The sequence below is a fragment of the Modestobacter marinus genome (genome assembly GCF_019799945.1).
In the GTDB taxonomy this organism is placed as follows: domain Bacteria; phylum Actinomycetota; class Actinomycetes; order Mycobacteriales; family Geodermatophilaceae; genus Modestobacter; species Modestobacter marinus_B.
Map to the genome: position 1 here is coordinate 44,573 of NZ_JABGCH010000016.1, position 24,392 is coordinate 68,964.

Below are 24,392 nucleotides of genomic sequence, written 5' to 3' on the forward strand. Positions count from 1 at the left end.
GGGCGACCCCGGACGCCGACCGGCAGGACGCGGTCCTCTCATGCCGATCGGCCGAGCGGTCCGCCTTCCAGCTGCTCCGCGGTGTCGGACGCCGGCTCCCGCCCGCGGTAGGTGGTGGTCGGGCGTCGGGACGGACCGTGGAACCAGCCGTACACGTATCCGGCGAGCACTGCATAGGTCGACAGGGTCTTCAGCGGTCGGACACCCAGGACCAGGCGCCGCTCGGGATCGAAGTAGGGATGGACCAGGAACAGGAGCGGAAGAGCCGGCAGCGCGAACAGGAGCCGGCGCCTTCCCCACCTCTCGTCCAACCGCAACATGTCCATCCCGCGGGAGGGGTCCTTGCGCGCCTCGAGCGCGTGGCCCCGGCCGTACCCGAAACTCGCCCTCAGCAGGTCCCGGAGGTCTCCCGGAGGGTCGTGGTACACCCAGGTCCTCGCCGCGACCACCAGTCGTCCGCCGGCCTGGTGGACCCGGTAGAAGAAGTCCGTGTCCTCCCCGGTGGCCAGGCTCTCGTCGAACCCGCCGAGTTCCTGGAACTGGGCTCGACGAACGACGCAGCAGGTCGTGGTGATGGCGCAGAACCCGTAGCCGTGCAGTGGTGGGTTGCTGTCGGTGTCGTGATCCACGACCGGATAGGTCATCCGCGGCACCTGGCGAGCGACCGCGCGGCGGAAGCGGGTCGCATCGGGAGGGGCGAGCTTCGACGTCCCGACCACCGCCACGTCCGGGTCACGGTCGAGGACGGCCACCAGGCGTTCGATCACCCGGGGGTCGCCCAGGTAGGCGTCGTCGTCCACGAACAGGAGGATGTCCCCACGAGCGCGGGCTGCCCCGACGTTGCGCGCCCGAGCCGCCGGGCTGACCCCGCGCACCACCTCGATCTCGACATCGCGGAACGTCTGCTCGGCCAGACTCCGCTGTAGACGCGACACCTCGCCGGTCCACGAGGGCACTACGACGGACACCCGGGGCGCGGACGTGCTCATGACGGTGAGTCACCGTCACCGTCGCCGCCGGGGTGGGGGACGCGGAGCCAAGCCATCATGCGTCTCCGAAGGGGTGTCGGGGCTGCCGTCGGCACGGGTTCGTACAGGAACTCCGACGGCACGTACGCCTGTGGTGAGGGTCCCGTTCAGCACGCTGTCCCGAGAGAGCATCGAGGAATGCCGTGCCGACCGTGGTGGTCACGACCGGCGGACCCGCGGCCAGAGCCTCGGGGAGGTTCACACGCACCCGACCGCCCTCGTGGAGCGGGGCCACGAACTGCCGTGGCCGCGCTCTCGTGAGGCTCCCCTGCGCCGCAGCGGTCGCCGAGGGGACTCGGCCAGCGATTGGTACGTACGAGCGACGTCGTCGAGTGTGGCGAGGCCGTTGCACTCGCAGGTCAGGTCCTCGGCGCGGACGAGATAGAAGGCGACCAGTCCCTGGTCCGCCGCATTCCGGAGTGCCCGGTCGATCTCGTCGCGCGAGTTGGCCCCGCTGTTCTCGGCCATGGCCGGTCGCCCGTCGTCGTGGGCGAGAAAGGCGAGGTAGGCCACCACGTCGACCTGCTCGCCCCAGGTCGCGTAGATCACGGTGTTCAGGTCGGTCAGCGCGGAGACCTGTCGGGCGAAGTCGTAGCCGCGCTGGACGTCTCCGCTCTCCTCGACCGCCGACGTGCCGCCCAGGTTGTTGTCGATCGCGATCTCGGCATCACCCGGGCGCATGCCGTAGGACGGGTAGAGGACGGCGACCGGGCCGCCGAATCCCGCACCCCGCAGAGTGGATATCTGCCAGTTCTGGTACCGCGCAAGAGAATCGAGGTACCACGTGAGGAACCGATGTGCCTCAGCTCTGTCCGACGGCATCCCGGGACGCCACTCCGGGACGGGATTGGCACGCATCGCATTGTCGTCGAAAGCCCAGTAGAAGTTCTCGACGCGACCGTCGGAGTTCCTGATCCACGGGTAGCTGAGCTCTCCCAACGGCCCCCCGCCCACGCGTACCAGACTGAACTCCGTCCCCAGTCGGTCGAGGAGGCGAGTCAGGTAGGACGCGGCCAGTGGTCGCAACTCGGTGCCGAAGAGGAGGTTCGGGACCGGTCGCTCGGTGTAGGCGTCCCCGAACTGGTTGACGAACCGTGCGCCGGGACGTTCCAGCAGCCACTCCGGAGCGTCCTGGATGCCCGTGTTGAGCGCGATGCGGAACCCCTGCGCGCGGAGCCGCGCGACCTGCTGCGCCTTGTCCCGCAGGTACTCCTCGTCGAGCTGTCCCTGACGTGGCTCGGCGCGTCGCCACTCCACCTCGACGAGCACGTCCGACACCCCGATCTCGCGCGCGGCGGTCAGGCTCGAGTCGCGGAACGGCCCTGCCAGGCCCAGCCGCAGGCCGGGGGCGTCCCGTGGGTGGAACAACCCCCAACCGAGGCCCGCGAGGAGGACGGCCGCAACGACACCGATGATGACCAGGCCCCGGGGGCCACGGAGAGTCGTCGCGCGCATTCTCACCGCAATTCCCCCTCGGGTGACTGTGTGCAGTCGACTCGGTACGACTGGCGGATCGGCCGACAGGCGTCCAGGGATGATGGCCGCGCCGGACGATCTGCGGAAGGTCTCAGCCGTCGCGACGCGGAAATCTCTCGACGAGTGACTATTCGTGACCACTTCGGCACGCAGGAGCGTCGCACTCCGACAGTTCGGGGCGGCGAGCGGTCCAGGTCCGTACCGGACCGTCCATTTGATCGCCCCCCGCAGATCTCGCGCGCGGCGCGCGCATATCGCATTCGCGAGGATTGCGGTAGGGGTTTGCCGCGAGTACTGTTCGTGACCATATCGGCACGCATGCCCGTGCAATCTCGATTTCATCGAATTCCGTTCGGGACGAACTTGTAACCCGCGACGTCGGCGCGATATACCTCTCGCTCTTGCCGAGCCAGAGCAAAGAGGCATCATGGGCCTGCGCGTAGACGTCACCGGGGTCAGCTCGTTCCTGTCCCGCCGTGGGGTCGGGGTGCTCGAGCGGCTCGACCCGGCGGCGGTCGACCGTCCGGCGGGATCTCCGCGAGGCTCCACGACGGTGCGGCCCGGCTCCTTCCGCCTCGGGATCGACGGCCGCGTCCTCGACGATCGCTACCACGGCATCGGTCGGGTGACCGAAGCCCTGCTCCGGTGTCTGACCGGGCGACCGGACGTCGACGTCGTCGTCTTCCTGCGGCGGGACCAGTGCAGCCGGCGCTTCGACGTGCCCGCGCTGACGGCGGGGCTGGGCCACACCACCGCGACCTTCGACTCGCCCCTCGACTCCCCGCTGCAATGGCTGCGCTGGCCCGGTGCGATCCGGGCGGCAGCCGTCGACAGCGTGCTGTTCCCGTACAACCTGGGGGCAGCCGTCTGGGGGCGTGCCCAGCGCCACACGATCGTGCACGACTGCATCCTCGAGTCCGACCCGGCGTTCGCCCCGAGCGCACTGACGCGCGCTCTCTACATGGCGGCCACCAGCGTGGTCGTGCGGCGCGACCGGGTGATCACACCGACCGCGGCCTCGGCGGCCGCGGTGCAGGAGACCTACGGCGTCCCTGCCGACGCCGTGACGGTCATCCCGTGGGGTGTCGAGACCGCGTTCCGCGGGGCTCGGGCGCGGCCGGAGGAGGACGCCGGCAGCGCGACGGCAGCGCGCACGCTGCCCGCCCCGGGCAGCTACCTCTTGCACGTCGGCGCGCGGCGACCGCACAAGAACGTCGTCACACTGGTCCGGGCGCTCGCCCGCCTCCCCGAGGACCTCGACCTCGTCCTGGTCGGCCCGGTCGACCGCCGGACGCCGGACCCTGTGCCGGAGGTCGCCGAGGAGCTCGGTGTCGCCGGCCGCGTCGTCCATCTCCCGCACGTGTCGGAGGCCGACCTCATCGCGCTCTACCGGGGAGCGCAGGCGTTCGTGTACCCGTCCCTCGTCGAGGGCTTCGGCCTGCCGCTGCTGGAGGCCATGGCAGCGGGCGCGCCCGTCGTCGCCAGCGACATCCCGGTGTTCCGAGAGGTCAGCCGGGGCGCAGCCGAGTTGGTGCCCGTGTCCGATCCCGGTGCCTGGGCCGAGGCGGTCATGGGCCTGCGCGATCCGGCCCGCCGGGCGCAACTGGTCCACGCCGGCCACGAGGTCGCCCGGACGGCGACCTGGAGCCGCACCACGGACGCGCTCGTCGCCGCGCTGCGTCCGTCCTCCGTCCGCGCCTGAGTCACGTCTTGCGCCAAGCTGAGCGAAGGGATCCTTCGATGTTGCCTGCCACGGAGAACCGCCGTGCCCTGACGACCGCGGACGCCGCGCCTCCCCACACCGCGCGGGTGCAGGTGAGCGTGATCGTCCCCACGCGGAACGAGTCGGGCAACGTGCACGAGCTGTACCAGCGACTGGATGGCGCCCTTCGCGGGCGGTCCTGGGAAGTGGTGTTCGTCGACGACTCCGACGACCCGACGCCCTTCGTCATCGCAGGTGTGTCCAGGACCGATGGCCGCGTCCGCTGTGTGCACCGGCCGGCCGGCGCCCGACACGGCGGCCTGAGCGGCGCGGTGCTGCGCGGCTTCGCCGCGGCACGCTCCGACGTGCTCGTCGTGATGGACGGGGACCTGCAGCACCCTCCGGAACTCGTGCCGGAACTCGTTGCGGCCGTGACCGACTCCGGAGCCGATCTCGCGGTCGCGAGCCGTTACGTCACCGGGGGTTCCAGCACGGGCCTCAGCGGCCGCTTCCGTACCGTGGCCTCGCAGGGCTGCCGGCGGTTCTCGCGGCTGCTCCTGCCCGTGTCGCGGGCGACCACGGACCCGTTGTCCGGGTTCTTCGCGCTCCGTCGGAGCGTCGTCGCCGGGGTCGACCTGCGGCCCGAGGGGTTCAAGATCCTCCTCGAGGTCCTCGCGAGGGGCCGCTGGAACTCGGTCCTCGACGTCCCCTTCCGCTTCGACCATCGGCACTCGGGTCGTTCCAAGTCGTCGATCACCGAGTCGCGCCGGTTCCTGCACCACGTCTCGGTCCTCTGGCGCACCGCGGATCACGGATCCCGAGGGACGGACCACCGGCGCCCGTCGCTCGTGGACCCCGACGACCGCATGCGAGTGCTCGTCTTCACCTCCGAGGCACCGCCGGTGATCAGCGGGATCTCGACGGCGGTCGGCGGGCTGGCTCGGACGCACCGCGAACGCGGCCACGACGTCACGGTGATCAGCCGGGCGGACTTCCCGCACCTCGTGTGGCGGGAGTGCCGCCTCTCCGCCTTCGCGCTGACCTGGTTCAGGATCCGTCGACGGGTGCTCGGTTTCGACGTCGTGAACGTCCACGGGCCCGTGCCCTCGATGAGTGAGACCTTCCTCCTCCTGGCAGCGGCGACGCTGCCACGGCACCGCCGCCCGGCGATCGTCTACACGCACCACAGCGACCTGTCGATACCTGGCCTCGAGACGGCGTGCGAGGTCTACAACCGGATCAACTACCGCATCGCTCGAGTCGCCGACCTCACCGTCGTCAGCTCCGAGGACTACGCCGCGACGGTGCGGAGCAGAGGGATCGCCAAGGTCGAGGCGATCCCCTGGGGGGTGGACCCGGCCTGCAAGGTCCTGCCCCGTGTCACGTCTGTCCACCAGCCGCTGAAGCTGCTCTTCGTCGGCCAGCTCCGTCCCTACAAGGGCGTGCACGTCCTGCTCGAGGCCATGGCAGACCTCCCACCGGTCAGCCTCACGATCATCGGGGACGGGCCGTTGCTCCCCGAGGTGCGGGAGCAGGTGGCACGGGACGGGTTGGACCGCGTCGAGATCCGGGGCCGCGTTTCCGAGCAGGACCTCTGGCAGGCCTACAGCGAGCACGACGTGGTCGTGTTGCCGAGCCTGACCCGCGCCGAGGCGTTCGGGCTGGTCCTGCTCGAGGGGATGGCAGCCGGCTGCGTGCCGATCGCTTCCGACCTCCCCGGGGTCCGCAGCGTGGTCGGCAGCTCCGGGCTGCTGGTGCCGCCCGGCGACAGCCGGGCGCTCCGGCAGGCGATCCTCGACCTCGACCTCGATCGGGAGCGCCTCGCCCGCCTCGCAGCCGACGCCGTCACCCGGAGCCGGGACATGTCGGTCGAGGCCGCCGGTCAGCGGTACGAGCAGGTGTTCCGGCGGGCCCACAGCGAGGTCCTCCACCGTCGAGCGGCGCTGGCTCTGCCGAGAGGCTGGCGGCAACCGGTCGAACTGCTCGATGTGGTCACCCACCGCCTGGGTGCCGCCCGGGCCAGCATCTCCCTCGTCCCCCACGACGGGCACCCGTCGGCCCCCACCGTCTATCGCCGAGACGGGCTGGTCGGGGTCTCGAGGGAGGCGCCGGTGGCGGCCTACGTGGGCCGCCACGGCGACCCGGTCGTCATCAACTCAGGGGCGCGGGTCGATGCGGCGCTGAGAGGACTCCTGCGACGCCCTGAGGTCACCTCCGCCATCGTGATGCCGCTGCGCGAGTTGAGTCACGGCGTCTCCGTCCTCAGCGTCTCGACGTTGTCCGGCGATCCGGTCGAGCTGGGGAGCGAGCACCTCGATGCCCTGCTGGAGCTCCTCGATCACCGTCGACATGTGGTCACCTGACCACGAGGGCCTGGATCGGCCACGGGGACGGGTATTGCGCCGAGACGGACGGGCGGGGTGAGGTGAGGCACCAGCGGCGCACGCCCCTCCATCGGCATGCGTCCCCGAGGACCCGGGAGTCACCGACGACGTGAGCAGGTCAGTCAAAGCCCCGCCGTCGCCGAGGACGCATCCCAGGTCCGCCAGGTCGTACTCACCCGGCGACCTGGTGCGCTGGGTGGAGGAACGGACCATCGCCGTGTGGGCCTGGGCGGACCGCCGGCCGGCGTGGGTCATCGCTGTCGCCCTCGCCTGCGGCGCCTTCCTGTACCTCTGGAACCTGCGACGGGCGCCGGACTTCCTGCTGGACGAGACCCTCTACGTGCAGGCTGCCCGGAACGTCGGGAACGGGAACTCGCTCACCTTCGGTGACGACCCGATCTCCGTCCACCCGCCGCTCTTCTTCGTGACGCTGGCCGGCTGGCTGGCCGTGTTCGGCGGTCTGCAGACCCCCATGCTGGACGGGGTGGCCGTTGCTCGGCACCTCAACGTCGTCTACGACCTGCTGGTGATCCTCCTGGTGGCGTTGCTCGCCCGGAGCTGGTCGCGTACCTGGACCCCGGCCAGGCGCGGGTGCCTGCTGGTCGTCGCCACGGCGTTGACGGCACTGAACCCGTTCCTCCTGCGCTTCGGTCGGGCGGTCCTGCTGGAACCGATGGCGCTGGCCGCAGGGCTGCTCGCCCTGCTCGTCGCCTGGCGCATGCGTCAGGCACACGCGGTGCTCTACGCCACGGTGGTCGGGGCGGTCATCGGGGTGGCGCTCCTGACGAAGTTGCCGGTCCTCTTCCTCGTCGCCGCTCCGCTGGCCGCCGCGGCCCTGCAACGCGACTGGCGGGCCCTCGGGCGTCACGTCGCGGCGCTCCTCGTCGGGGGCGTGGTCTTCGCCGCCTTCCCGATCTGGGCCTACCGCACCGGCTTCTGGGTGCAGTTCACCTCGCAGCAGGGCGAGAGCGTCCGACGCCTGTTGGGCATCCTGCAGACCACGGGGCTCAACCGCCCGGGTCTCTCACCCTTCGCCGCTGTGTGGGAGTCCTTCGGCCAGTTCGTCGGCGGGTACCTGGTGTTCGCCATCGGGGGTTGCGTCCTCGTGGTGGCGTTGTGGCAGGCGCTCCGGCGACGGACCCCCGTCGAGAGCGGCGCAGCACAGATCCTGGCACTCGGCGTGGTCACCTACGGATTCCTGGGTTACAGCACGCTGATCGGTCAGGCCAACCAGCACCTCACCGACTATGCAGTTCCCGCGTCCACCCTGCTCGTCGCGGGCGCCCCGGGCATCCTCACCGGGCTGCGCCTCAGAGGGCGACGCTTCCGGGTCCACCTGGCGACAGCCGTGTGCACGGTCGTGGCACTCCTCGTGTGCGCCGTGAGCTGGCTGACCTCCTTCGGGATCGTCCGTGACGATGCCGCCGCCCAGGCGGAGGCGTACATCAGCCGCAACCTCCCGCCGTGTGCCGCGGTCAACTCCACCGGGAACACCCTCGGCTGGGAGTGGACGCTGCGCACGAACCCGATCACCTCGTACAGCTCGGGCCGGCAGGCAGTCGCCAACGACGTCCGGATCTTCCTCGATTCGCCGAAGGACGCGATGTTCCACTACGGCCCGAGCAACGCCGAGCTGAGCAACTGGTTGGCGGAGAACGGGCGACGGGTCTTCTCCGTCGCCAGCCCCACCCACCAGCGGCTCTCGGTGTACGTGGTGGGGGAACCCGTCACCCCGGTCGGCCAATCGCTGCCGGGCTGCGTGGCCCCGCTCCCCCAGCCGGTCGACATCGCCGCCGCGACGGCGTTCGGGACCACGCTGGGTGCGACTCTCGGTGCGGATGCCCTGGTGGCACTGGTGGCGTGGCCGCTCGTGCGACGGGGAGGTCGTCACCGTGAGAAGAGGAGCCGGGCGCACCGGACACCCGTGACGGTGGACCCCGTACCGGCCAGCTCCCCCGACGGCACCGGTGGCTAGCCGGATCCGCATCAGCGCCCGGCCCCGTGGCCACACCGCGGGGCTGTTGACGATCGGGACCGTCGCGGCCGGCGTGGTGAACTACGCCTACACGCTGCTGATGACGCACCGCCTCACCACGTCCGAGTTCTCCGTCTTCGCGGGTGCTCAGTCGCTGGTCCTCGTCGTCGGCATCGTGAGCGGTGCCGCCGTGCCGTGGGTGCTCGCTCGGGAGTCGGCCGTTGCGGCGGTCCAGCAGGACACGGTGCGGCTGCGGCAGGCGATCAACTTCGCGTTCTGGGCCAACATGGGGGTCGGGGTGGTGGCGAGCGTCGTCACCGGTGCCATCGTGGCGTCCTTCGGTTCCTCGGTCGACGCTCTCCTGGTGGCCGGTACGTCGCTGGTCCTGTGCGTCGCCTCGACCGGCCTGGGCCTGCTGCAGGGGCGCGGTCGGACGACCGCGCTGGCGGCGCTCGTCGTCTCCGAGGTGGTGGTCAAGTTCGGGGTCGGCCTGGTCCTCGTGTCCCGGTCACAGCCCTCGGCTGGAGGCGCCCTGGGCGGCGCGCTCGCCGGGGCGTGCGTGCTCCTGGTGGCACTCGGGCCGGCGGCTCGGTGCATCGGTCTCCCGCGCTCGCTGCACACCGACCGGAGCCTGTGGCGGGCTGCGGGGCGGATCGGAGTGCTCCAGGTCGGCGTGAGCGTCATCGCCTCACTGGACACCATCCTCGCCGCAGCTCTGCCGAGCCTCCGCGGAGCGGCGGCCGGTTACCAACTGGCCTCCACGATCGGCAAGGTGCCGATGTTCATCTCGTCGGCCGTCTCGACCGCCGTCTTCCCCACGCTCGTGCCGGGCAACGCCTTCCGGGGACGTGTGCAGGCCCTGCGGTTGTACGCCGTCACGTCAGGGTTCATCTGGCTGGCGTTGCTCACCGCGCCTGGCGACGTCATCCGTGGCGTCTTCCCGGCGGACTACGGCTCGATCACGCAGTGGTTGCCGTACACGGCATCGCTCGGTGTCGCGCTGGGACTGCTCAACCTCCTGACGACCTTCGTGCAGAGCCGCACCACTCCGGGGCACTCACCTCCGTCGAGCGGGTTCACCGCCATCGCCTGGGCGCTGTCCTCGACGACGGCTGTGATGGTGCTCGGTGCCGCTCTGGACGGGGTCCGCGGGCTGGCGATCGGAGCCCTGTCCGCGGGCTGGCTGGCCGCTTGGCTCTTCGGCCTGCTCGCCACGGAGCGGCGTGCGCTCGGTGCTGTGCCGTGGCGGAGATCGGGGAGGGTCCGCCGCGCCGTCCTGATGGCCGCCGTCCCCGCCGTCATGGTCGTCGCCCGTCCGGTCCCGGCCCTCTGGTTCGCTGTGGTCCTCGCGGCCGCCTGTCTGGTGGCAGTGGCGGCCTTCCCGGAGTTCCGGGCCTTCGCCGACCGGGTCGGCCGCGGCGCGGCCCGGTCCGTCGGCCGACGGTGAGAGCAAGCCGTCCGTCTCGGGGCAGGACCACCACCCGCGTGAGGCGCTGGACGCCGCCGGCCGGGCCGGCGCGTCCGTCACGGCGTGCGCGGACCTGCGGGGAGAGCTGCTGCGGGCGGCGCAGGAGTACGCCACCGAGGTGCGGACCGGCACCTTCCCGATGACCGCGGAGCACACCTCCGACCGAGCAGCAGCCCGTAGCCGACGGCGTTCGCCCCCACGGCCGTGACGTAGATGCCGACCTGCGTCCCGGTCGCGCCGACGTCGAGTCCCAGCGGGGCGAACACGTGGTGGCCGAGGAACCCGCCGTCGTAGCCGGGCTGCCCGGCCTGCGCCCGCAGCGCCAGCTCGAGGTCGGTGAGCGGGCAGTCCGCGCCGGCGAGGTTGACGGCGAGCACCGCCAGCGCGACCGGCGCGTGCACCAGCACGAACCGCGGCAGGCGCAGCGCGACCAGCGCGCCGGTCAGCATCACCAGCACGACGACGCCGTGCAGCACGGCCACCGCTCCCGCGAGGACCCCCACGACCTACAGCGTGGCACCGCGGCGGCCCTTCGTCAGACGTCGGTGACGCGGATCCCGGCGTGCGCCTTGTACCGCCGGTTGACCGAGACCAGGTTGATGGTGAGCGCCTCGACCTGGCGGGCGTTGCGCAGCCGGCCGGCGTAGACCCCGCGCATGCCCGGCAGCCGCCCGGCGAGCGCCTGCACCAGGTCGGTCGCCTCCCGGCTGTCGCCCACGACCATCACGTCGCCGTCCAGGGTCGGGACGGACAGGTCCTCGAGCAGCACCGCGGAGAGGTGGTGGAAGCCACCGACGACGGCGCTGTCGGGCAGCAGCGCGGCCGCCTGCTGGCAGACGCTGCCCTCGGGCACGTCGAGCGCGTACGCACCGAGCTCGTCCCAGCCCATCGGCACCACGCAGTCGACGACGACCTTGCCGGCGAGGGGCGTGGCCAGCTCGGTCAGGGTCGCGGCGTGCCCGGCGTAGGGGACGGCGACGACGACCAGGTCCGCGGCCCCGGCGACGTCGACGTTCGACCCGCCGCGCACCGACACCTCGACCCCACCGGCCGCGGCGCCGGCCCGGACGGCGACCTCGGCGGCGACCTGCGCGGCGCGCTCGGCGTCCCGGGAGCCGAGCAGGATCCGCTGCCCCGCGGCGGCCAGCCGCACGCCGAGCCCCCGGCCCTGCGGCCCCGTGCCCCCGAGCACGCCGACCACGAGGTCCTCCACCCCACGTCCGTCCGTCACGACCCCTCCTGCTCACGCTGGCACGCCCGGCCGGGCGTGCCGCTCGCGACGATCATCCACGGCGTCCCGGCCGGGGACCGCCCGGCCCGGGTCAGCTCCGGCCCTCCTCCCAGGCCTCGTCCGCGGCGTCGGCCTGCTCGTTGCGCTCAGCAACCTTCTGCAGGGCGTGCTCGGCCTCGTGGCGCGTGGCGTACGGGCCCAGGCGGTGCCGTTCCGCGCACCCGTCCCTGGTCTCGACCGCGTGGTGCTTCAAGCAGTAGAACCACGGTCCCTGCTCCACCGTCGTCTCCCTCCGTCGAGAGGCGGGTCCGCGCCCGCCTCGTGATCGCATGCCCCACCCGGACCCGCGTCACGCGTGGACGGTTCCCTGGTCCGGTGTCCGTTCCGGGAAGCGACGCACCGTCAGGGGGTTCTGCCGGAGGCCGCGCTACGGCATCCTCACGCCATGGCGGGGGCTCACGCACCGGGCAGCAGGCACCAGTCGCGGGTCCCGGTCGGCGTCGTACCGGGGCACGACCAGCCGAGCCGGAGCGACAGCCGGCTGGTGGCCTGGTGCCTGGCCGGGCTGCTGGCGGCCGGGGCCGCCGTCGGCCTCACCAACCTGTTCGTCGAGGGCGTGCTGCGCGAGGGGGCCAGCCGCCCGGTCTACGTGGCCGCCCTCGGCGCCGCCGTCCTCACCGCCGGGTACCTGGTCTGGCGGCAGCGGGTCAGCCCGGCCGCGACCGCCGGCCTGGTCGCCCTCGGCGACGTGCTCTACGTCGTGATCGGCTGGTCGACCACCGACCCGCTCCGCTACGCGTCCCCGATCGGCCTGCTGTTCACCTGCTTCGTCGCCGCATGGTTCCTGGGGCCGCGGGTCCTGGCCGTGCAGATGGTTGCGGTGGTCGGCGCCTGCTGGCTGGTGCTGGCCGACAACTACGACGTCGCCGGCCAGCTGGCCGTCCAGGTCGCGGTCAACGCCGGCACGCTGGACGGCGCCATGGTCGGCATCTTCCTGCTGCGCCGGCGGGTGGAGGCGCTGCTCGCCGCAACCCTCACCCTCTCCTCCACCGACCCGCTGACCGGCCTGGCCAACCGCCGCTCCCTCGTCGAGCAGGCACCGCGCATCTGGAAGCAGGCCCGCCGCGACGGGCAGCGGGTCGCGGCGCTGGTCCTCGACCTCGACCACTTCAAGCAGCTCAACGACGCGCACGGGCACGCGGTGGGCGACGCCGTGCTGCGCGCGGTGGCCGACTCCCTGTCCGCCACGGTCCGCCCCGCCGACGTCCTGGCCCGCACCGGTGGCGAGGAGCTCGTCGTCCTCGGGCTGGTCGCCGACCCGGCCGAGGCCCGGCACCTCGCCGAGCGCCTCCGGCTGGCGGTGTCCGGCAGCAGCACCGGGCGCGAGCACCGGGTGACCGTCTCCATCGGCGCGGCCCTCACCCGCCCCGCGGACGGCGACCAGCCGGCCGACGAGCTGTGGCGGCTGGTAGACCGGGCCGACGTGGCCATGTACGCGGCGAAGCAGGACGGCCGGAACCGGGTCCGCCTCGCGGCTCCGGGCGTCGTCGTCCCGGCACCGCGCCAGGCCTCCCGCCCCACCCGCAGCGCCGGACCGGCCGGGGGCGCGGCCTGACCTCCCGGTTCTCCGGGCAGCGACCCGGCGGGTCTGCTTTCCTGCCCTCATGACCGCGTCCGCACTCCGCCGCCTCGGCCTCCGCGACGACCCGGACCCCTCCCGGACGATGCCGCTGCCGCTGCGCGAGCAGGCCGACGTCCGGGACCGGTGGCTCTCCCAGCGCCTGCTGGACCTGCTGCCGGGGCTGATGGACCGGGCGGACATCGACCTCTGGGTGGTCGTGGCGCGGGAGTACAACGAGGACCCGGTCCTCCCGACGCTGCTGCCGGCGACCTGGCTTTCCGCTCGCCGGCGCACCATCCTGCTGTTCCACCGCAGCGACGACGGGGTCACGGCGGCGGCCGTGTCCCGCTATCCCGTGGGGCAGTTCCTGCCGGCGTGGGAGGCCGACGAGCAGCCCGGGCTGAGCACCGCACAGTCGCAGTGGGCCGCCGTCCGCCGGTTCGTCGACCAGGCCGCCCCACGGACGATCGGCATCGACGTGTCCGCGGTGTTCGCGCACGCCGACGGGCTGTCGGTCACCGAGCACCGGCTGCTGCTGGAGGCGCTGGGCCCGCACGCGGAGCGGGTGGTGCCGGCCCAGGACCTCGTGGTCGGCTGGCTGGAGACCCGCCTGCCGGTGGAGATCGCCGTCCTGCACGCGATGAACCGGCTCGCGCACCAGGTGATCGACGAGGCGTACGCCCCCGCCGTCATCACCGCCGGGCGCACGACGGCCCTGGACGTCGCCTGGTGGATCCGGCAGCGCTTCGCCGACCTCGGGGTGGACGGCTGGTTCCAGCCCACCGTCGGCCTGCAGCGGGCCGGCGTACCGCTGACCGACGAGCGCGGCACCGTGCTGCCCGGCGTGCCCTACGACGCGGTGATCGAGCCCGGCGACCTGGTGCACTGCGACGTCGGCCTGTCCACCCTCGGCCTGACCACCGACACCCAGCGCAACGGCTACGTGCTCCGCCCCGGCGAGACCGGGCCACCGCCGGGGCTCACGGCCGCCCTCGCGGTCGGCAACCGCATGCAGGACCTCACCACGGCGGCCCTCCTGCCCGGGCGCACCGGTGACGAGGTGCTCGCCGCCGCGCGGGCCGCCGCCGCGGCCGAGGGCATCGACGGCGACGTCTACTCCCACCCCGTGGGCGTGCACGGCCACGGCGCCGGGCCGGCGATCGGGCTGTGGGACCAGCAGGACGGCGTCCCCGGTGCCGGCGCCGCCGAGGTGCACCTGGACACCGTGTGGGCGCTGGAGCTCTGCGTGCGGGTGCCGGTGCCCGAGTGGGGCGGGCAACTGGTGCGGATGGCGCTGGAGCAGGGCATCGCGCTGACCGCCGCGGGCGTGGAGTACCTCGACCGGCGGCAGACCGAGCTGATCCTCATCCCGCCGGGGTGACCCTGCCGCGGGCCGCGCCGAGCTCCTGCCGCAGGGCACGGACCTCCGCGGCCAGCGCGCGGACCTCCTCCCCCAGCTCGGCCTCGGCGGCGGCGTCGTCGTCGTCGTAGTCGACGATCGACGCGTCCGGGGCGCCGCGCTCGGCGTCGTAGACGGCGAGGGATGCCATGAACACGACCAGCAGCGCGGTGAAGGTCACGTAGGTGGCGACCCGGCCGTGCAGGGACCGGGTGAGCCACCGGTCGAGCACCCGGGCGACCCGGATCAGGGACACGATCCGCAGCGGGCGCAGCAGCACCGCGAGGCGTCGATCCGGTTGTCCCGGACGAACCGCCAGCGGCGCCGGGCGAGCACCAGCCGCAGCAGGAGCGCACGAGGGCGTTGTCGCCGGGCACGCCGGGAGGACACTCGGCTCGCACGATCGCCGCGATCCGACACGGGAGGCATCGTGACCACCATCGACGACGTGACCCAGCTCGTGCGCGACTACGGCCGCCTGTGGGACGCCGACGCCCCCCGGGACCTGGTCGACCGGGTCCTCGCTCCCGAGGTCGTGGACCACGACCCGCAGCCCGGCCAGCAGCCGGGCCGGGAGGGTCTCCGGCAGGTGCTGGAGCTGTACCACGCCGTGTTCCCCGACCTGCGGCTGACGGACGACGACGTGCTGGTCTGCGCGGACCGGGCCGTACTGCGCTGGCACGCGACGGGCACACACGAGGGCGACCAGCTCGGCATCCCGGCCACCCACCGGGAGATCCGGTTCGCCGGCATCGACATCGTCCGGATCGAGGGCGGCCGCGTGGTCGAGCGCTGGGGGTACGGCAACGACCTGCAGGTGCAGCAACAGCTCAGCTGACCGGGTCAGGACCGGTCGCCGCGCGCCCTCGCGGTCGCCTTGTCGTTCGCCTTCTGGATGGCGTCGACCAGCTCGTCCTTGGTCATGCCGGAGCGACCGGGGACGTCGAGCTCCCGGGCGACCTCCATCAGGTGCTCCTTGGTGGCGTTGGCGTCGACGCCGCCCTTGGTCTCCCGGTCCGTGTCCCGGCCGCCCTCGGCCTGCGGGTCGCTGGGGCCCTTCCTGCCACCCTCCTTCGGCTGCCAGTGGTCGCCCACCTTCTCGTGGGTGTGCTTGACCGCCGCCCAGGCGACCTGGTTGGCCCGCTGCTCGTCGCCGTACTGCTCGGCGGCGGCGTCGTGCGCCTTGGCGAAGGTGCGCTGCGCCTTCTCGTCGGACCGCTGCAGGGTGCTGGGGATCTCGTCCTGCCGCGCGTCCCCGCTCCTGGTCGTCTTCGGCATCGGTCCCTCCTCGTCAGGGCAGGTCCGCGGTGTCCGCGGACTGCCGGTGCCCACCCTGGGCGTCGTCGGGGTCGGGGTGGATGGTCCGTTCCTCGGACTCGGCGAGGATCAGCTCCGCCTGCTTCTGCGGGTCGGCGCTCTCCCCGACCGCACGCTCCTCGGGCAGCAGCTGCGCCCGGGTCTCGACGTTGTGCTCGGTCACGTTCGCGTGCGCCTCGGCGGACGGCTCCTTCATGTCAGGCACGGTCAGGTCCTTTCGCACTGGTGTTGACGGCCCCTCTGCAGGGGCCCGCCGCGAGCTCGCGAGCGGTGGGGGGCAGAGGGGTCCTTTCTCAGAAGCGCTGCTGCTCGGTGCCGAGGCCCAGTGCCTCGGCGACCTCCTGGACGTTGGTGAACTGCCGGTCGGCGGGGAGCCGGCGCAGCGCCGACAGGACGCCGTCCGGGGCGTTCGACTCCTGCGCCTTGCCGACCAGGGTGTCCCGGTCGGCCGGCCAGACCTCCTTGCCCAGCGCCGCAGCGATCGCGGAACGGCGCTCGACGTCGGCCGGGTCGGTGCCGGACGGGGTGGCGGGCTGGTGCGGATCGGTCATGGGGTGCGGTCCTCTCATCGAACGGTCGGAGTCAGCCGGGGGTGGAGTCGTCGGTGTAGCGGAGGACGGCGGCCACCGGGGTCCCGTCCGGCAGGGCCGACCGCGGGACGACGACGACCCCTGCGTTGCTGCCGACGGCGGCGCGCAGCAGCGCCCGCTCGGCCGGCACCTGCGCGGCGTCGGTGACACCGAGCGCGGCCATGTCCTCCTGGCTCGCGCCGATCTCCAGCGGGCCGGAGCCGATGTACAGCTGCCCGTCCGCCGGCTCCTCGGCGAGCACGAGGGTCTCCACCTGGGCCTTGCGCAGCGCCTCGACGACCGGCGCCGTCCCGGTCAGCGCGAGCCCGTGCGCGGAGGCGGCCTCGACCTGCTCGAGCACCGTGGCGACCTCGGCGGCCTCGTTCTCGGCGACGAGTTCCTCGACGCGGCGGTCGATGCCCGACCGGTCGGCGCCCTCCGCGCGACCGCCCTCCTCGGTCTCGACCAGCACGGCCCGGATCTTCGGGGTGGCGCGGTCGGTGAAGATCTGCCGGGCCCGGACGTCGCCGGCGAGCAGGACGAACCGGGCACCGGACTGCTCGACGAGGGTGTCGATCTCGTCGATGACCTGCTGGACGTTGGAGATCCAGACGTTCTCCGCGGTGTGCTGGTACCGGTGGTGCGCCCAGCCGCCGACCTGGACCTTCCGGATCAGGTGGGTCTCGCCCTCGATCGTCTTCTCGATGCTGGGCAGCCCGGGGGCGGTGGCGACGGTGATGTCCGCGCCCACCCGGTCGGCGACGACCACGATGTGCGGGATCCGGCCGGGCAGCGCGCGGAGCACCGCGACGAGGTCCGGCAGCGGCGCCCACTCCGCCGTCTCGGTCCGCGGCGCGTCGGCCAGCGGGGCGTCGAAGAGCACGGTGCCGTCCGGGCCGGCGACGACGGCGCGACCCCGGTAGGTGCCGGCCTCGCCGCCGTCGTTCCCCTCCAGCAGCCGACCGCGGACCGCCTCGACCACGGCCTCGGGCGCGCCCTGCTCGGTGAGCCGGTCGGCGAGGGCCCGGACGCGGAGGTCGAGCTCGGTGGCGGCGCTCTCGGTGGTGTGCGTGACGTCGGCACACACCGTGGCGCACGGGCCGGCGGAGTCGGTCACCGAGGCCAGGAAGGTCACGTCCATGGGACGGGCAGCTCCTCTGCGTGTGGTGGGCGGACCGTCGGCCAGGGCCCGCTCGCTGTGCGCAGCGGCCTACCCATCGCCTCCCACCTCACACCCGGTGTGTCAGCTCACCGACGCCGGGTAGGCGGTCTGCCGACCCCGTTCCCGCGACGCACGAAGGAGCCGGGATGACCGAACGCACCGACCTCCCGTTGCCCGACTACGACCACCTGCCCGTCGGCAGCCTGCTCACCCGCATCCGCACCCTCGACGCCGAGCAGCTCCAGCAGGTGCTCGGCTACGAGCAGGCGCACGCCAACCGGGTGCAGGTGGTCCAGGCGATGAACCACCGGCTGGGTTCGCTGCAGTCGGGTGCCCAGCCGTCCGGCGGCGACCCGGCCGCCGCGCAGCCCGAGCACGCCGCGTCCGCGTCCGGCGGTTCGCAGGTCTCGGAAGCGACCTCCGGGCCGCCGGTGAACCCGCCGTCACACGGCGACCCGACCAACCCGGCCCAGCCGCGCTCCACCGGCTGACCCAACACCCTGGGGCAGAAGTGGCCACTTCTGCCCCAGGCGTCAGCCGAAGGCCTTCGCCATGTCGAGGGCGGCGGGCCCGAGCAGCACGATGAACAGGGTGGGGAGGATGCACAGGATGAGCGGGAAGATCACCTTCACCGGGATCTGCATCGCCTTCTCCTCCGCCCGCTGACGGCGCTTGAGCCGCATCTCCTGGGCCTGCGTGCGCAGCACGTCGGCGATCGACACCCCGTAGGCGTCGGCCTGGACCACGGCCCGGATGAACCGCGCCAGGTCCGGGACGGCGGTGCGCTCGGCGAGGGCGAGGTAGGCGTCGCGGCGCGGCTGCCCGACCGCGATGTCCTGCAGGGTCCGGGTCAGCTCCTCGGCCAGTGGTCCCTTGCCGTTGGCCGCGGCGCGGGCCATGGCGGACTCGAAGCCGAGGCCGGCCTCGACGGCGATGGTCATCTGGTCCAGCGTGTCGGCGAGCTCGAGACCGATGGCCTGCCGGCGCTCCTGGCCGCGGCTGTAGAGCAGCAGCTCGGGGACGACGTAGGCCACGGTGGTGACGACGACCCCGAGCAGCGCCATGCCCGGGCGGGGATCGGCCAGGAACACCAGCAGGGTGAGCCCGCCGGCGACCGCGGCCAGCACCAGCTTCGCGGCGACCAGCCTCGGCACCGGCCAGGCGGCCGGCCGGCCGGCGGTGCCCGCCAGCCGGTTCAGTCGCGCGACGGTGCCGCGCGGGGTGAGCGCCCGCACCAGGCGGGCCGCTGCGCCGGGCCGGGTCCGCCGCTCCCCGCCGGCGGCGGCGAGGTGGATCCCGCGGACGAGGTTGTCCCGGCTCTGCCGGGCGACGGGGTCGGGTCGGGCGAGCACCGCCCAGCCCAGCAGGGGGACGGCGAGGGCGACGGCGGCGGCGGCCGCGAGCACGAGCGGCGGAAGGCTCATCAGAACCGGATCGCCACGGTCTTCTTCAGCCACAGCCCGCCGACGGTGAGCATCACCGCGACGGCCGCCAGCATCGCCCAGCCGGCCGGGCTCTGGGTGAACTTCCCGAGGTAGGCGGGGTTGGCCACCGAGAGGAAACCGAGCACCCCGAACGGCAGCGACATCAGCACCACCGCCGACAGCTTCCCCTCCGCCGACAGGGCCTTGACCTGGCGGCGGATGGCGTTGCGCTCCCGGATCGTGTGGCCGACCGTGTCGAGGACCTCGGCGAGGTTGCCGCCGACCTCGCGGTGGATGGCGATGGCCTGGGCCACCCAGGTGAAGTCGTCGCTGCCCATCCGGGCGGCCACCTCGTCCAGCGCGTCGGCGAGGTCACGGCCGACCCGGGTCTCGTTGACGATCCGGGTGAACTCCTCGGCCGTGGGGGACGCCGCCTCCTGGGACACCGAGTCCAGCGCGCGCAGCAGGCTGTGACCGGCCCGCAGGCTGCTGGCCATCAGCTGCAGGGAGTCGTCGAGCTGGTCGGCGAAGGCGGCCTGGCGCCGCGCGCTCCGGACCCGGATCAGGAGCCGGGCGCCGATCGGCGCGACGAGGCCGAGCAGCAGGGCCAGGAGCAGGCCGCCCAGCAGGACGCCGAGCGCGGCCAGTCCCAGCGTGGCCAGGCCGGTGAGCAGCACGAAGTCCGAGAGGCTCGTGGAGATCCCGGCACGGTCCAGCGCCGCGGTTCCCGCCGCGACCCTGCCCCGCTTGACCAGCAGCCGCTCGACCGCCGCCCCGGCCGTCGCGCCCGCCCCGGCCAGCGCGGACGCCGGCGGCGCGACCGAGGGGTCCAGCCGGCTCATCGGCACTCGGGACGGACCGGCCGGCAGCACGGCGAGCGCGAGGAGCAGCAGCGCAGCCGTCGCGGCGGCCAGGCCCAGGACGAGCAGGACCGGGGACATCAGGACCAGCTCCGCGCCCGGGGCGGCTCCGCGGCGCCGAACACCCGCGGCGAGAGGGCGATGCCCAGCTCGGCGAACCGGTCGGTGAACCGGGGCCGGACGCCGGTGGGCACCGGCTTGCCCAGGAAACGGCCGGAGGCGTCCACGCCGGCGGAGTAGTCGAAGAGGAAGGCGTCCTGCAAGGTCACCGTCTCCCCCTCCATGCCCTGCACCTCGGTGACGTGGGTGACCCGCCGGGTGCCGTCGCGCAGCCGGGTCAGCTGGACGATCACGTCCACGGCGGAGGCGATCTGCTCGCGGATGGCGCGCAGCGGCAGGTCCATGCCGGCCATCAGGACCAGCGTCTCCAGCCGGGCGATCGCATCCCGCGGCGAGTTCGCGTGCACGGTGGACAGCGACCCGTCGTGACCGGTGTTCATCGCCTGCAGCATGTCGAGGCTCTCGCCGCCGCGGCACTCGCCGACCACGATCCGGTCCGGCCGCATGCGCAGCGAGTTGCGCACCAGGTCGCGGATGGTGACCGCGCCCTTGCCTTCGATGTTGGGCGGCCGGGACTCCAGCCGGACCACGTGCTCCTGCTGGAGCTGGAGCTCGACGGCGTCCTCGATGGTGACGATCCGCTCGCCCTCGGGGATGAAGGAGGACAGCACGTTGAGCAGCGTGGTCTTCCCGGTGCCGGTGCCGCCGGACACGATGACGTTGAGCCGGGCCTCGACGCAGGCGTGCAGCAGCTCGGCCATCTCCGGCGACAGCGTGCCGAACCCGATCAGGTCCTCGACGCCGAACGGGTCCTTGGCGAACTTGCGGATCGTGAGCGTGGAGCCGCTGAAGGCCAGCGGCGGGATGATCGCGTTGACCCGGGAGCCGTCGGCCAGTCGTGCGTCGACCAGCGGGGAGGACTCGTCGATGCGGCGGCCGACCCGGGAGACGATCCGGTCGATGACCCGGCGCAGGTGCTCCTCGGAGGTGAACCGGGAGGCGGTGCGGGTCAGCTTGCCGAGCTGCTCCACGTAGATGGCGTCCGGTCCGTTGGCCATGATCTCGGTGACCGTCGGGTCGTCCAGCAGCCGCTGCAGCGGACCGAAACCGAGGACGTCGTCGGCCAGCTCGGCGGTCAGCCGCTGCCGCTCCTCGGAGCTCAGCGGGACCTTCTCGGCCTCGACGACCTCGTCGAGCTCGCCGAGGACGATCGCCCGCAGCGCCTCCTCGCTGAGGCTGGGGTCGTTCATCCGGCTGCCCATGCGCTCGAACAGCGCCTTGCCGACGCGGTCCTTGAGCTTGGCCAGCGCATCGGGCGGCGGTGGGCCGACGGGAGTGGGAGGCCCGGGTGCCACCGGCACCGGGACGCTCACCGGCGGTACCGGCGGCAGCCCGCGGGCCACCTCGAGTCGGTGCGCGAGGTTCATCAGGAGGCCGCCCGGTGCCTGGCGCGCTGGCGCTTGGGGCTGACCAGCGGCGTGGCGGCGAAGCGGGCGACCAGCCGGCGCAGCTCCTTGGTCATCGGGTCCCGGCGGCCGCTCTCCAGCAGCGGGACACCCTGGTTGGTCGACGCCGGGACTGCCGTCGAGCGGGGCAGGACGACGTCCACACCCGTGCCGATCGTCGTCTCGACGTCGCGCACCGACAGGCCGCCCTTGGGGTCGGCGAAGTTCATGACCACGTGCCGGCCCGCGGGGATCATGCACAGCTCGCGCAGCACGTCCAGCTCCTTGCGCAGCCCGCGGACGCCGGGGACGTCCATGCTGCTGAGCATCACGACGTCGCTGGCCCGGTCGAGGGCGGCGAGGGTCTGCTCGGAGAGCCCGGGCGCGGTGTCGACGACGACGTAGCGGAACTCGCGCGCCAGCAGGGCGAGCAGCCGGCTGACGTCCTCGCCCGTCACGGTGTCGCCGGCGGCCGGCGACTCCGAGCCGCAGACGGCGTACAGGCCGCTGGGGTGCTGGGTCAGGAACGTCTTCAGCACCATGGTGTCCTGGCTGGCCGGCCCGCGGACGGCGTCGGGCAGCGTGTACTCCGGCACCAGGCCGAGCGCGGACGCGACGTCGCCGAACTGCACGTCGAGGTCGACGAGCACGGTGGACTGCGGTGCCGAGGACGTCAGCCCGATGGCCAGGTTGGTGGCGACCGTGGTCTTGCCGACCCCGCCCTTGGGCGAGGCCACGGTGATGACCCGGCCGGTGTAGCGGGCGGTGTCCTCCACCGGGCGCAGGACCCGCCGGCGGCCCGCGGCGGCCGAGGCGGCGCGGTCGAGGGCGGCCCGGATCTCGACCGCGTCCGAGGCGGGGTCCAGGAGGTCCCGGATGCCCGCGCGCATGGCCGCGTGCAGGAGCTGGGGCTCGGGCCGGGCGACCAGCAGGACGCTGATGCCGGGGCACTGGACGTCCAGCCGGGCGGCCAGGGTCAGCACCTGCTCTGCCGGGGCGTCGGGCCCGATCACCAGGACCTCGGGCAGCTCGCCGTCCAGGAGCTGCTCGAACAGGCGCGCCGGGTCACCGGGCAGCCGGCCGGCGGGCAGCACGTGCACGTCGCCGTCGGCGGCGGTGTGCACCCGCTGGCGGAGGTCGTCGTCCGCAGCAGCCAGGACCACGCGACTCATGAGAAGTCCTTTCCGTACACGTTGTCCGGGGTGATGACCTCGGTGCCGTCGAGGTCGGCCGTCTCCGGCTCCAGCGAGAGCCAGACCGTGCCGTGCTCGGCGCCGAACACGACGCCCTCGGCCTGCTCGGCGGTGAGCGCGAGGGTGACCAGGAGGCTGGCGCTGGGCGCGGCCGTGCCGGCCGAGGCGGTGTCGGTACCGGTCTCCGACGCGCTGTCGGCCGGCACCGGTGCGCCCTGCACCTGGGTGACGAGCACCTGGTGCAGCACGGCGTGGGTCGTCGCTGCCTCCTCGAGGGAGACGAACACGCCGACCCGGTCGCCGGCGACGAGCCGCCCGCCGACCGCCCGCTGCGGTTCCAGCAGCACGCTGACCTCCTCGGCCCCCGCGGGGACGGCGACCGTGCCGGGCGTCTGCAGGCTCTGCGGGGCGGCGAAGCGGCTGTCCAGCAGCTGCTCACCGGGCTTCAGGTCGACCGTCACCACCTCCCCCGCGACCGCGGCGAGGTCGGTGACCCGGCCGGCCACGGCGGCCCTGGCCGGCAGCTGCTCGGTGCGCACCAGGGGGGCCAGGTCCTCCGCCCGGGTGCCCGCGGCCACGGGCTGGTCGACCACGAGCACCTGCACGGTGTCCATGCCGGCCATGGCCCGCGCGTCGGCCCCGCGGGCGTAGGCCACCAGGACCACCCCACCCACCAGGGCCAGGACCAGCGCCGCCACGGCGGCGAGGAGTCGACGTCTCACGGTCGCAGCCCCTATCGGATCAGTCGGAGGATCGAGGCCCCGGTGTCGGGGCCGTCGGAGGTGTAGGTGAACCTGTCGGAGAGGTCGACGTAGCGCACGAAGTGGCCGGCGACGCAGCGGGCGTTGCCCGTGCACGGCTGGGGGCTGGTGCGGTACTGGCTGCTGCCGAGGTAGTAGCCGGTGAGCTTGAACGCCGCGTACCCGTAGACGTGGTACCAGGCGTTGTTCCCGGTCTGGCCGGCGTCGTCGTACAGCGGCAGCAGCACGACCTTCCCGAGCCAGGCCGAGAAGTCGGCCCCGGAGCACGGCGAGGGGACGGAGTTGCCCGTTGACGACGGCGAGCGCTGGTTGCGCGCGCTGGTCGCCTGGCACCTGCCCGGGTCGGTGTCGAGGTAGGCGAAGCCGCCGGGGACGGCGTTGCCGGAAGGGCCGGTGCAGCCGGTGCCGTCCGTCTTGGTGAACAGCACCGTGCTCGGCGTGGTGCCGGACAGCCCGCCGACCTGCTGGGAGAAGGAGCAGTAGGAGAAGGTCAGCGGGAGGACCGCCGTGCCGGCGCCGGGAGCGCCCCAGGCCACCGTCGCCGAGGCCGACACCGCGGTGGAGTCGTACCCGAGGACTGGGGCGAAGAAGTGCTGCACCGGCGTGCTGCCGTCCACCGTGACCCTCAGCGGGCCGGTCTGGAGCACCGGCGGGGCGGCGCTGGCGTCCCCGGCGTTGGCCGCGACCATCGCCGAGGCGGTGGCGACCATGTCCCCGCATGCCCCGCGTGCGCAGTCCTGCGCCACGGCCAGGGCCGCGGCGTCGGCGGCGACCTGCAGCCGCGCCCGCTCGGCGTACAGCGCGCCGACGTCGACGGCGACGGCGGCGAAACCGAGCATCGGCACCATGAGCAGGGACAGCACGACCGCGGCCGCGCCGCGCTCGCCGCGGACCCGACGGATCAGCCGTTGCACCGCATGACCCCCGTTCCGCTGAGTTGGACACCTGAGCCGAAGAAGCCGGTCAGGTAGGGCATCCGGTAGCTGATGGTCACCCGGACGTCGGTGGGGCCACCGGTGGCCGGGCAGGTCACCGGGATGAGGACCTGGGCGTTCGTGACGGCCGGCCGGAGCGTCGACGTGGCGTTCTGCACCGCGGCGCGCGCGGCGGCCGGGTCGTTCTGCAGGGCCATGACGCGCACGCCCTCGCGGGCGGCGGCCGACAGGGTGCCCTGCACCTGGAAGGCGTGGCCGAACTCGGCGATGCCGAGCACGAGCACGACGAGCAGCGGCACGATCAACGCGAACTCGACCGCGCTCGCTCCGCGCTCGCCGCCCAGCTGTGGTGCCATCTGCCCTCCCCTTCCCCTCGTGCAGC

General features: G+C 73.2%; 25 protein-coding genes. 8 read left to right on the forward strand and 17 right to left on the reverse strand.

The annotated features are described in order from the left end of the window. Positions 1-38: 38 nt before the first annotated feature. The gene (locus HK417_RS14175) at positions 39-989 is read right to left on the reverse strand and encodes a glycosyltransferase (protein ID WP_222267526.1); all 951 of its coding nucleotides are present in this window, start codon (positions 987-989) and stop codon (positions 39-41) included. A 237-nt stretch (positions 990-1,226) separates the two neighbouring features. Continuing rightward, complete coding sequence (locus HK417_RS14180) at positions 1,227-2,483, reverse strand: hypothetical protein (protein ID WP_222267528.1); 1,257 nt, start codon at positions 2,481-2,483, stop codon at positions 1,227-1,229. A gap of 448 nt (positions 2,484-2,931) precedes the next feature. On the opposite strand from HK417_RS14180, the gene HK417_RS14185 reads away from it, so the two are divergent. The 4 genes from HK417_RS14185 (at position 2,932) to HK417_RS14200 (ending at position 10,012) form a co-directional block, all read left to right on the forward strand. Next, positions 2,932-4,206 carry a glycosyltransferase family 4 protein gene (locus HK417_RS14185; RefSeq protein WP_222267530.1) on the forward strand — a complete coding sequence of 425 codons (1,275 nt, stop codon included), beginning with the start codon at positions 2,932-2,934 and terminating at the stop codon, positions 4,204-4,206. 38 nt (positions 4,207-4,244) lie between these two features. Beyond that, a complete protein-coding gene (locus HK417_RS14190; RefSeq protein WP_222267532.1) occupies positions 4,245-6,569 on the forward strand; it encodes a glycosyltransferase in 2,325 nt (774 codons plus the stop codon). Positions 6,570-6,786: 217 nt separating this feature from the next. Continuing rightward, positions 6,787-8,565 (forward strand): ArnT family glycosyltransferase, encoded by a 1,779-nt coding sequence (locus HK417_RS14195; protein ID WP_222267534.1) that lies wholly within the window; start codon positions 6,787-6,789, stop codon positions 8,563-8,565. Between the two features lie 46 nt (positions 8,566-8,611). After that, the gene (locus HK417_RS14200; RefSeq protein WP_222267536.1) at positions 8,612-10,012 is read left to right on the forward strand and encodes a lipopolysaccharide biosynthesis protein; all 1,401 of its coding nucleotides are present in this window, start codon (positions 8,612-8,614) and stop codon (positions 10,010-10,012) included. A 77-nt stretch (positions 10,013-10,089) separates the two neighbouring features. On the opposite strand, the gene HK417_RS14205 is transcribed toward HK417_RS14200, so the two are convergent. The 3 genes from HK417_RS14205 to HK417_RS14215 form a co-directional block, all read right to left on the reverse strand. After that, a complete protein-coding gene (locus tag HK417_RS14205) occupies positions 10,090-10,536 on the reverse strand; it encodes a DUF2784 domain-containing protein (RefSeq protein ID WP_222267538.1) in 447 nt (148 codons plus the stop codon). A 32-nt stretch (positions 10,537-10,568) separates the two neighbouring features. Next, positions 10,569-11,264: an NADPH-dependent F420 reductase gene (npdG, locus tag HK417_RS14210; RefSeq protein ID WP_222267540.1), complete on the reverse strand. Its 696-nt coding sequence runs from the start codon at positions 11,262-11,264 to the stop codon at positions 10,569-10,571. A 91-nt stretch (positions 11,265-11,355) separates the two neighbouring features. Continuing rightward, on the reverse strand, positions 11,356-11,544 hold the full coding sequence (locus tag HK417_RS14215; protein ID WP_222267542.1) for a hypothetical protein: 189 nt from the start codon (positions 11,542-11,544) through the stop codon (positions 11,356-11,358). Between the two features lie 165 nt (positions 11,545-11,709). Between HK417_RS14215 and HK417_RS14220 the strand changes: the two genes are divergently transcribed. Continuing rightward, the gene (locus tag HK417_RS14220) at positions 11,710-12,879 is read left to right on the forward strand and encodes a GGDEF domain-containing protein (RefSeq protein WP_222267544.1); all 1,170 of its coding nucleotides are present in this window, start codon (positions 11,710-11,712) and stop codon (positions 12,877-12,879) included. A gap of 49 nt (positions 12,880-12,928) precedes the next feature. Continuing rightward, positions 12,929-14,266 carry a M24 family metallopeptidase gene (locus HK417_RS14225; protein WP_222267546.1) on the forward strand — a complete coding sequence of 446 codons (1,338 nt, stop codon included), beginning with the start codon at positions 12,929-12,931 and terminating at the stop codon, positions 14,264-14,266. On the opposite strand, the gene HK417_RS14230 is transcribed toward HK417_RS14225, so the two are convergent. Next, positions 14,250-14,564 carry a hypothetical protein gene (locus HK417_RS14230; RefSeq protein ID WP_222267547.1) on the reverse strand — a complete coding sequence of 105 codons (315 nt, stop codon included), beginning with the start codon at positions 14,562-14,564 and terminating at the stop codon, positions 14,250-14,252. The two genes, HK417_RS14225 and HK417_RS14230, sit on opposite strands and share 17 nt — an antisense overlap. A gap of 150 nt (positions 14,565-14,714) precedes the next feature. Between HK417_RS14230 and HK417_RS14235 the strand changes: the two genes are divergently transcribed. Next, positions 14,715-15,122 carry an ester cyclase gene (locus HK417_RS14235; RefSeq protein ID WP_222267548.1) on the forward strand — a complete coding sequence of 136 codons (408 nt, stop codon included), beginning with the start codon at positions 14,715-14,717 and terminating at the stop codon, positions 15,120-15,122. A gap of 5 nt (positions 15,123-15,127) precedes the next feature. Here HK417_RS14235 and HK417_RS14240 read toward each other — a convergent pair whose 3' ends face one another. The 4 genes from HK417_RS14240 to HK417_RS14255 all read right to left on the reverse strand — a co-directional run bounded on the left by HK417_RS14240 (position 15,128) and on the right by HK417_RS14255 (position 17,311). Beyond that, positions 15,128-15,562: a ChaB family protein gene (locus HK417_RS14240; protein ID WP_222267551.1), complete on the reverse strand. Its 435-nt coding sequence runs from the start codon at positions 15,560-15,562 to the stop codon at positions 15,128-15,130. A gap of 13 nt (positions 15,563-15,575) precedes the next feature. Further along, a complete protein-coding gene (locus HK417_RS14245) occupies positions 15,576-15,797 on the reverse strand; it encodes a hypothetical protein (protein WP_261326704.1) in 222 nt (73 codons plus the stop codon). Positions 15,798-15,894: 97 nt separating this feature from the next. Further along, positions 15,895-16,152: a DUF2795 domain-containing protein gene (locus tag HK417_RS14250; protein WP_222267555.1), complete on the reverse strand. Its 258-nt coding sequence runs from the start codon at positions 16,150-16,152 to the stop codon at positions 15,895-15,897. A gap of 31 nt (positions 16,153-16,183) precedes the next feature. Next, entirely contained in the window at positions 16,184-17,311 is a 1,128-nt protein-coding gene (locus HK417_RS14255; protein WP_222267557.1) for a baeRF2 domain-containing protein, read from the reverse strand. Positions 17,312-17,478: 167 nt separating this feature from the next. Between HK417_RS14255 and HK417_RS14260 the strand changes: the two genes are divergently transcribed. Next, the gene (locus HK417_RS14260; protein ID WP_222267559.1) at positions 17,479-17,823 is read left to right on the forward strand and encodes a hypothetical protein; all 345 of its coding nucleotides are present in this window, start codon (positions 17,479-17,481) and stop codon (positions 17,821-17,823) included. 42 nt (positions 17,824-17,865) lie between these two features. Here HK417_RS14260 and HK417_RS14265 read toward each other — a convergent pair whose 3' ends face one another. Genes HK417_RS14265 through HK417_RS14295 form a run of 7 tightly spaced genes read right to left on the reverse strand, consistent with a single transcriptional unit; the run spans position 17,866 to position 24,366 of the window. Beyond that, complete coding sequence (locus tag HK417_RS14265; RefSeq protein WP_222267560.1) at positions 17,866-18,756, reverse strand: type II secretion system F family protein; 891 nt, start codon at positions 18,754-18,756, stop codon at positions 17,866-17,868. Beyond that, positions 18,756-19,697, reverse strand: coding sequence for a type II secretion system F family protein (locus HK417_RS14270; protein WP_222267562.1), 942 nt, complete (start codon positions 19,695-19,697; stop codon positions 18,756-18,758). Before HK417_RS14270 ends, HK417_RS14265 begins: the two co-directional genes overlap by 1 nt. Then, positions 19,697-21,103, reverse strand: coding sequence for a CpaF family protein (locus tag HK417_RS14275; protein WP_222267564.1), 1,407 nt, complete (start codon positions 21,101-21,103; stop codon positions 19,697-19,699). Before HK417_RS14275 ends, HK417_RS14270 begins: the two co-directional genes overlap by 1 nt. Then, complete coding sequence (locus tag HK417_RS14280) at positions 21,103-22,293, reverse strand: AAA family ATPase (protein WP_222267566.1); 1,191 nt, start codon at positions 22,291-22,293, stop codon at positions 21,103-21,105. The genes HK417_RS14275 and HK417_RS14280 overlap by 1 nt, the downstream gene beginning before the upstream one ends. Beyond that, the gene (cpaB, locus tag HK417_RS14285; protein WP_222267568.1) at positions 22,290-23,036 is read right to left on the reverse strand and encodes a Flp pilus assembly protein CpaB; all 747 of its coding nucleotides are present in this window, start codon (positions 23,034-23,036) and stop codon (positions 22,290-22,292) included. Before cpaB ends, HK417_RS14280 begins: the two co-directional genes overlap by 4 nt. An 11-nt stretch (positions 23,037-23,047) precedes the next feature. Continuing rightward, positions 23,048-23,989: a pilus assembly protein TadG-related protein gene (locus tag HK417_RS14290; RefSeq protein ID WP_222267570.1), complete on the reverse strand. Its 942-nt coding sequence runs from the start codon at positions 23,987-23,989 to the stop codon at positions 23,048-23,050. Next, a complete protein-coding gene (locus tag HK417_RS14295) occupies positions 23,977-24,366 on the reverse strand; it encodes a TadE/TadG family type IV pilus assembly protein (protein WP_222267572.1) in 390 nt (129 codons plus the stop codon). The genes HK417_RS14290 and HK417_RS14295 overlap by 13 nt, the downstream gene beginning before the upstream one ends. Between the last annotated feature and the right edge of the window lie 26 nt (positions 24,367-24,392).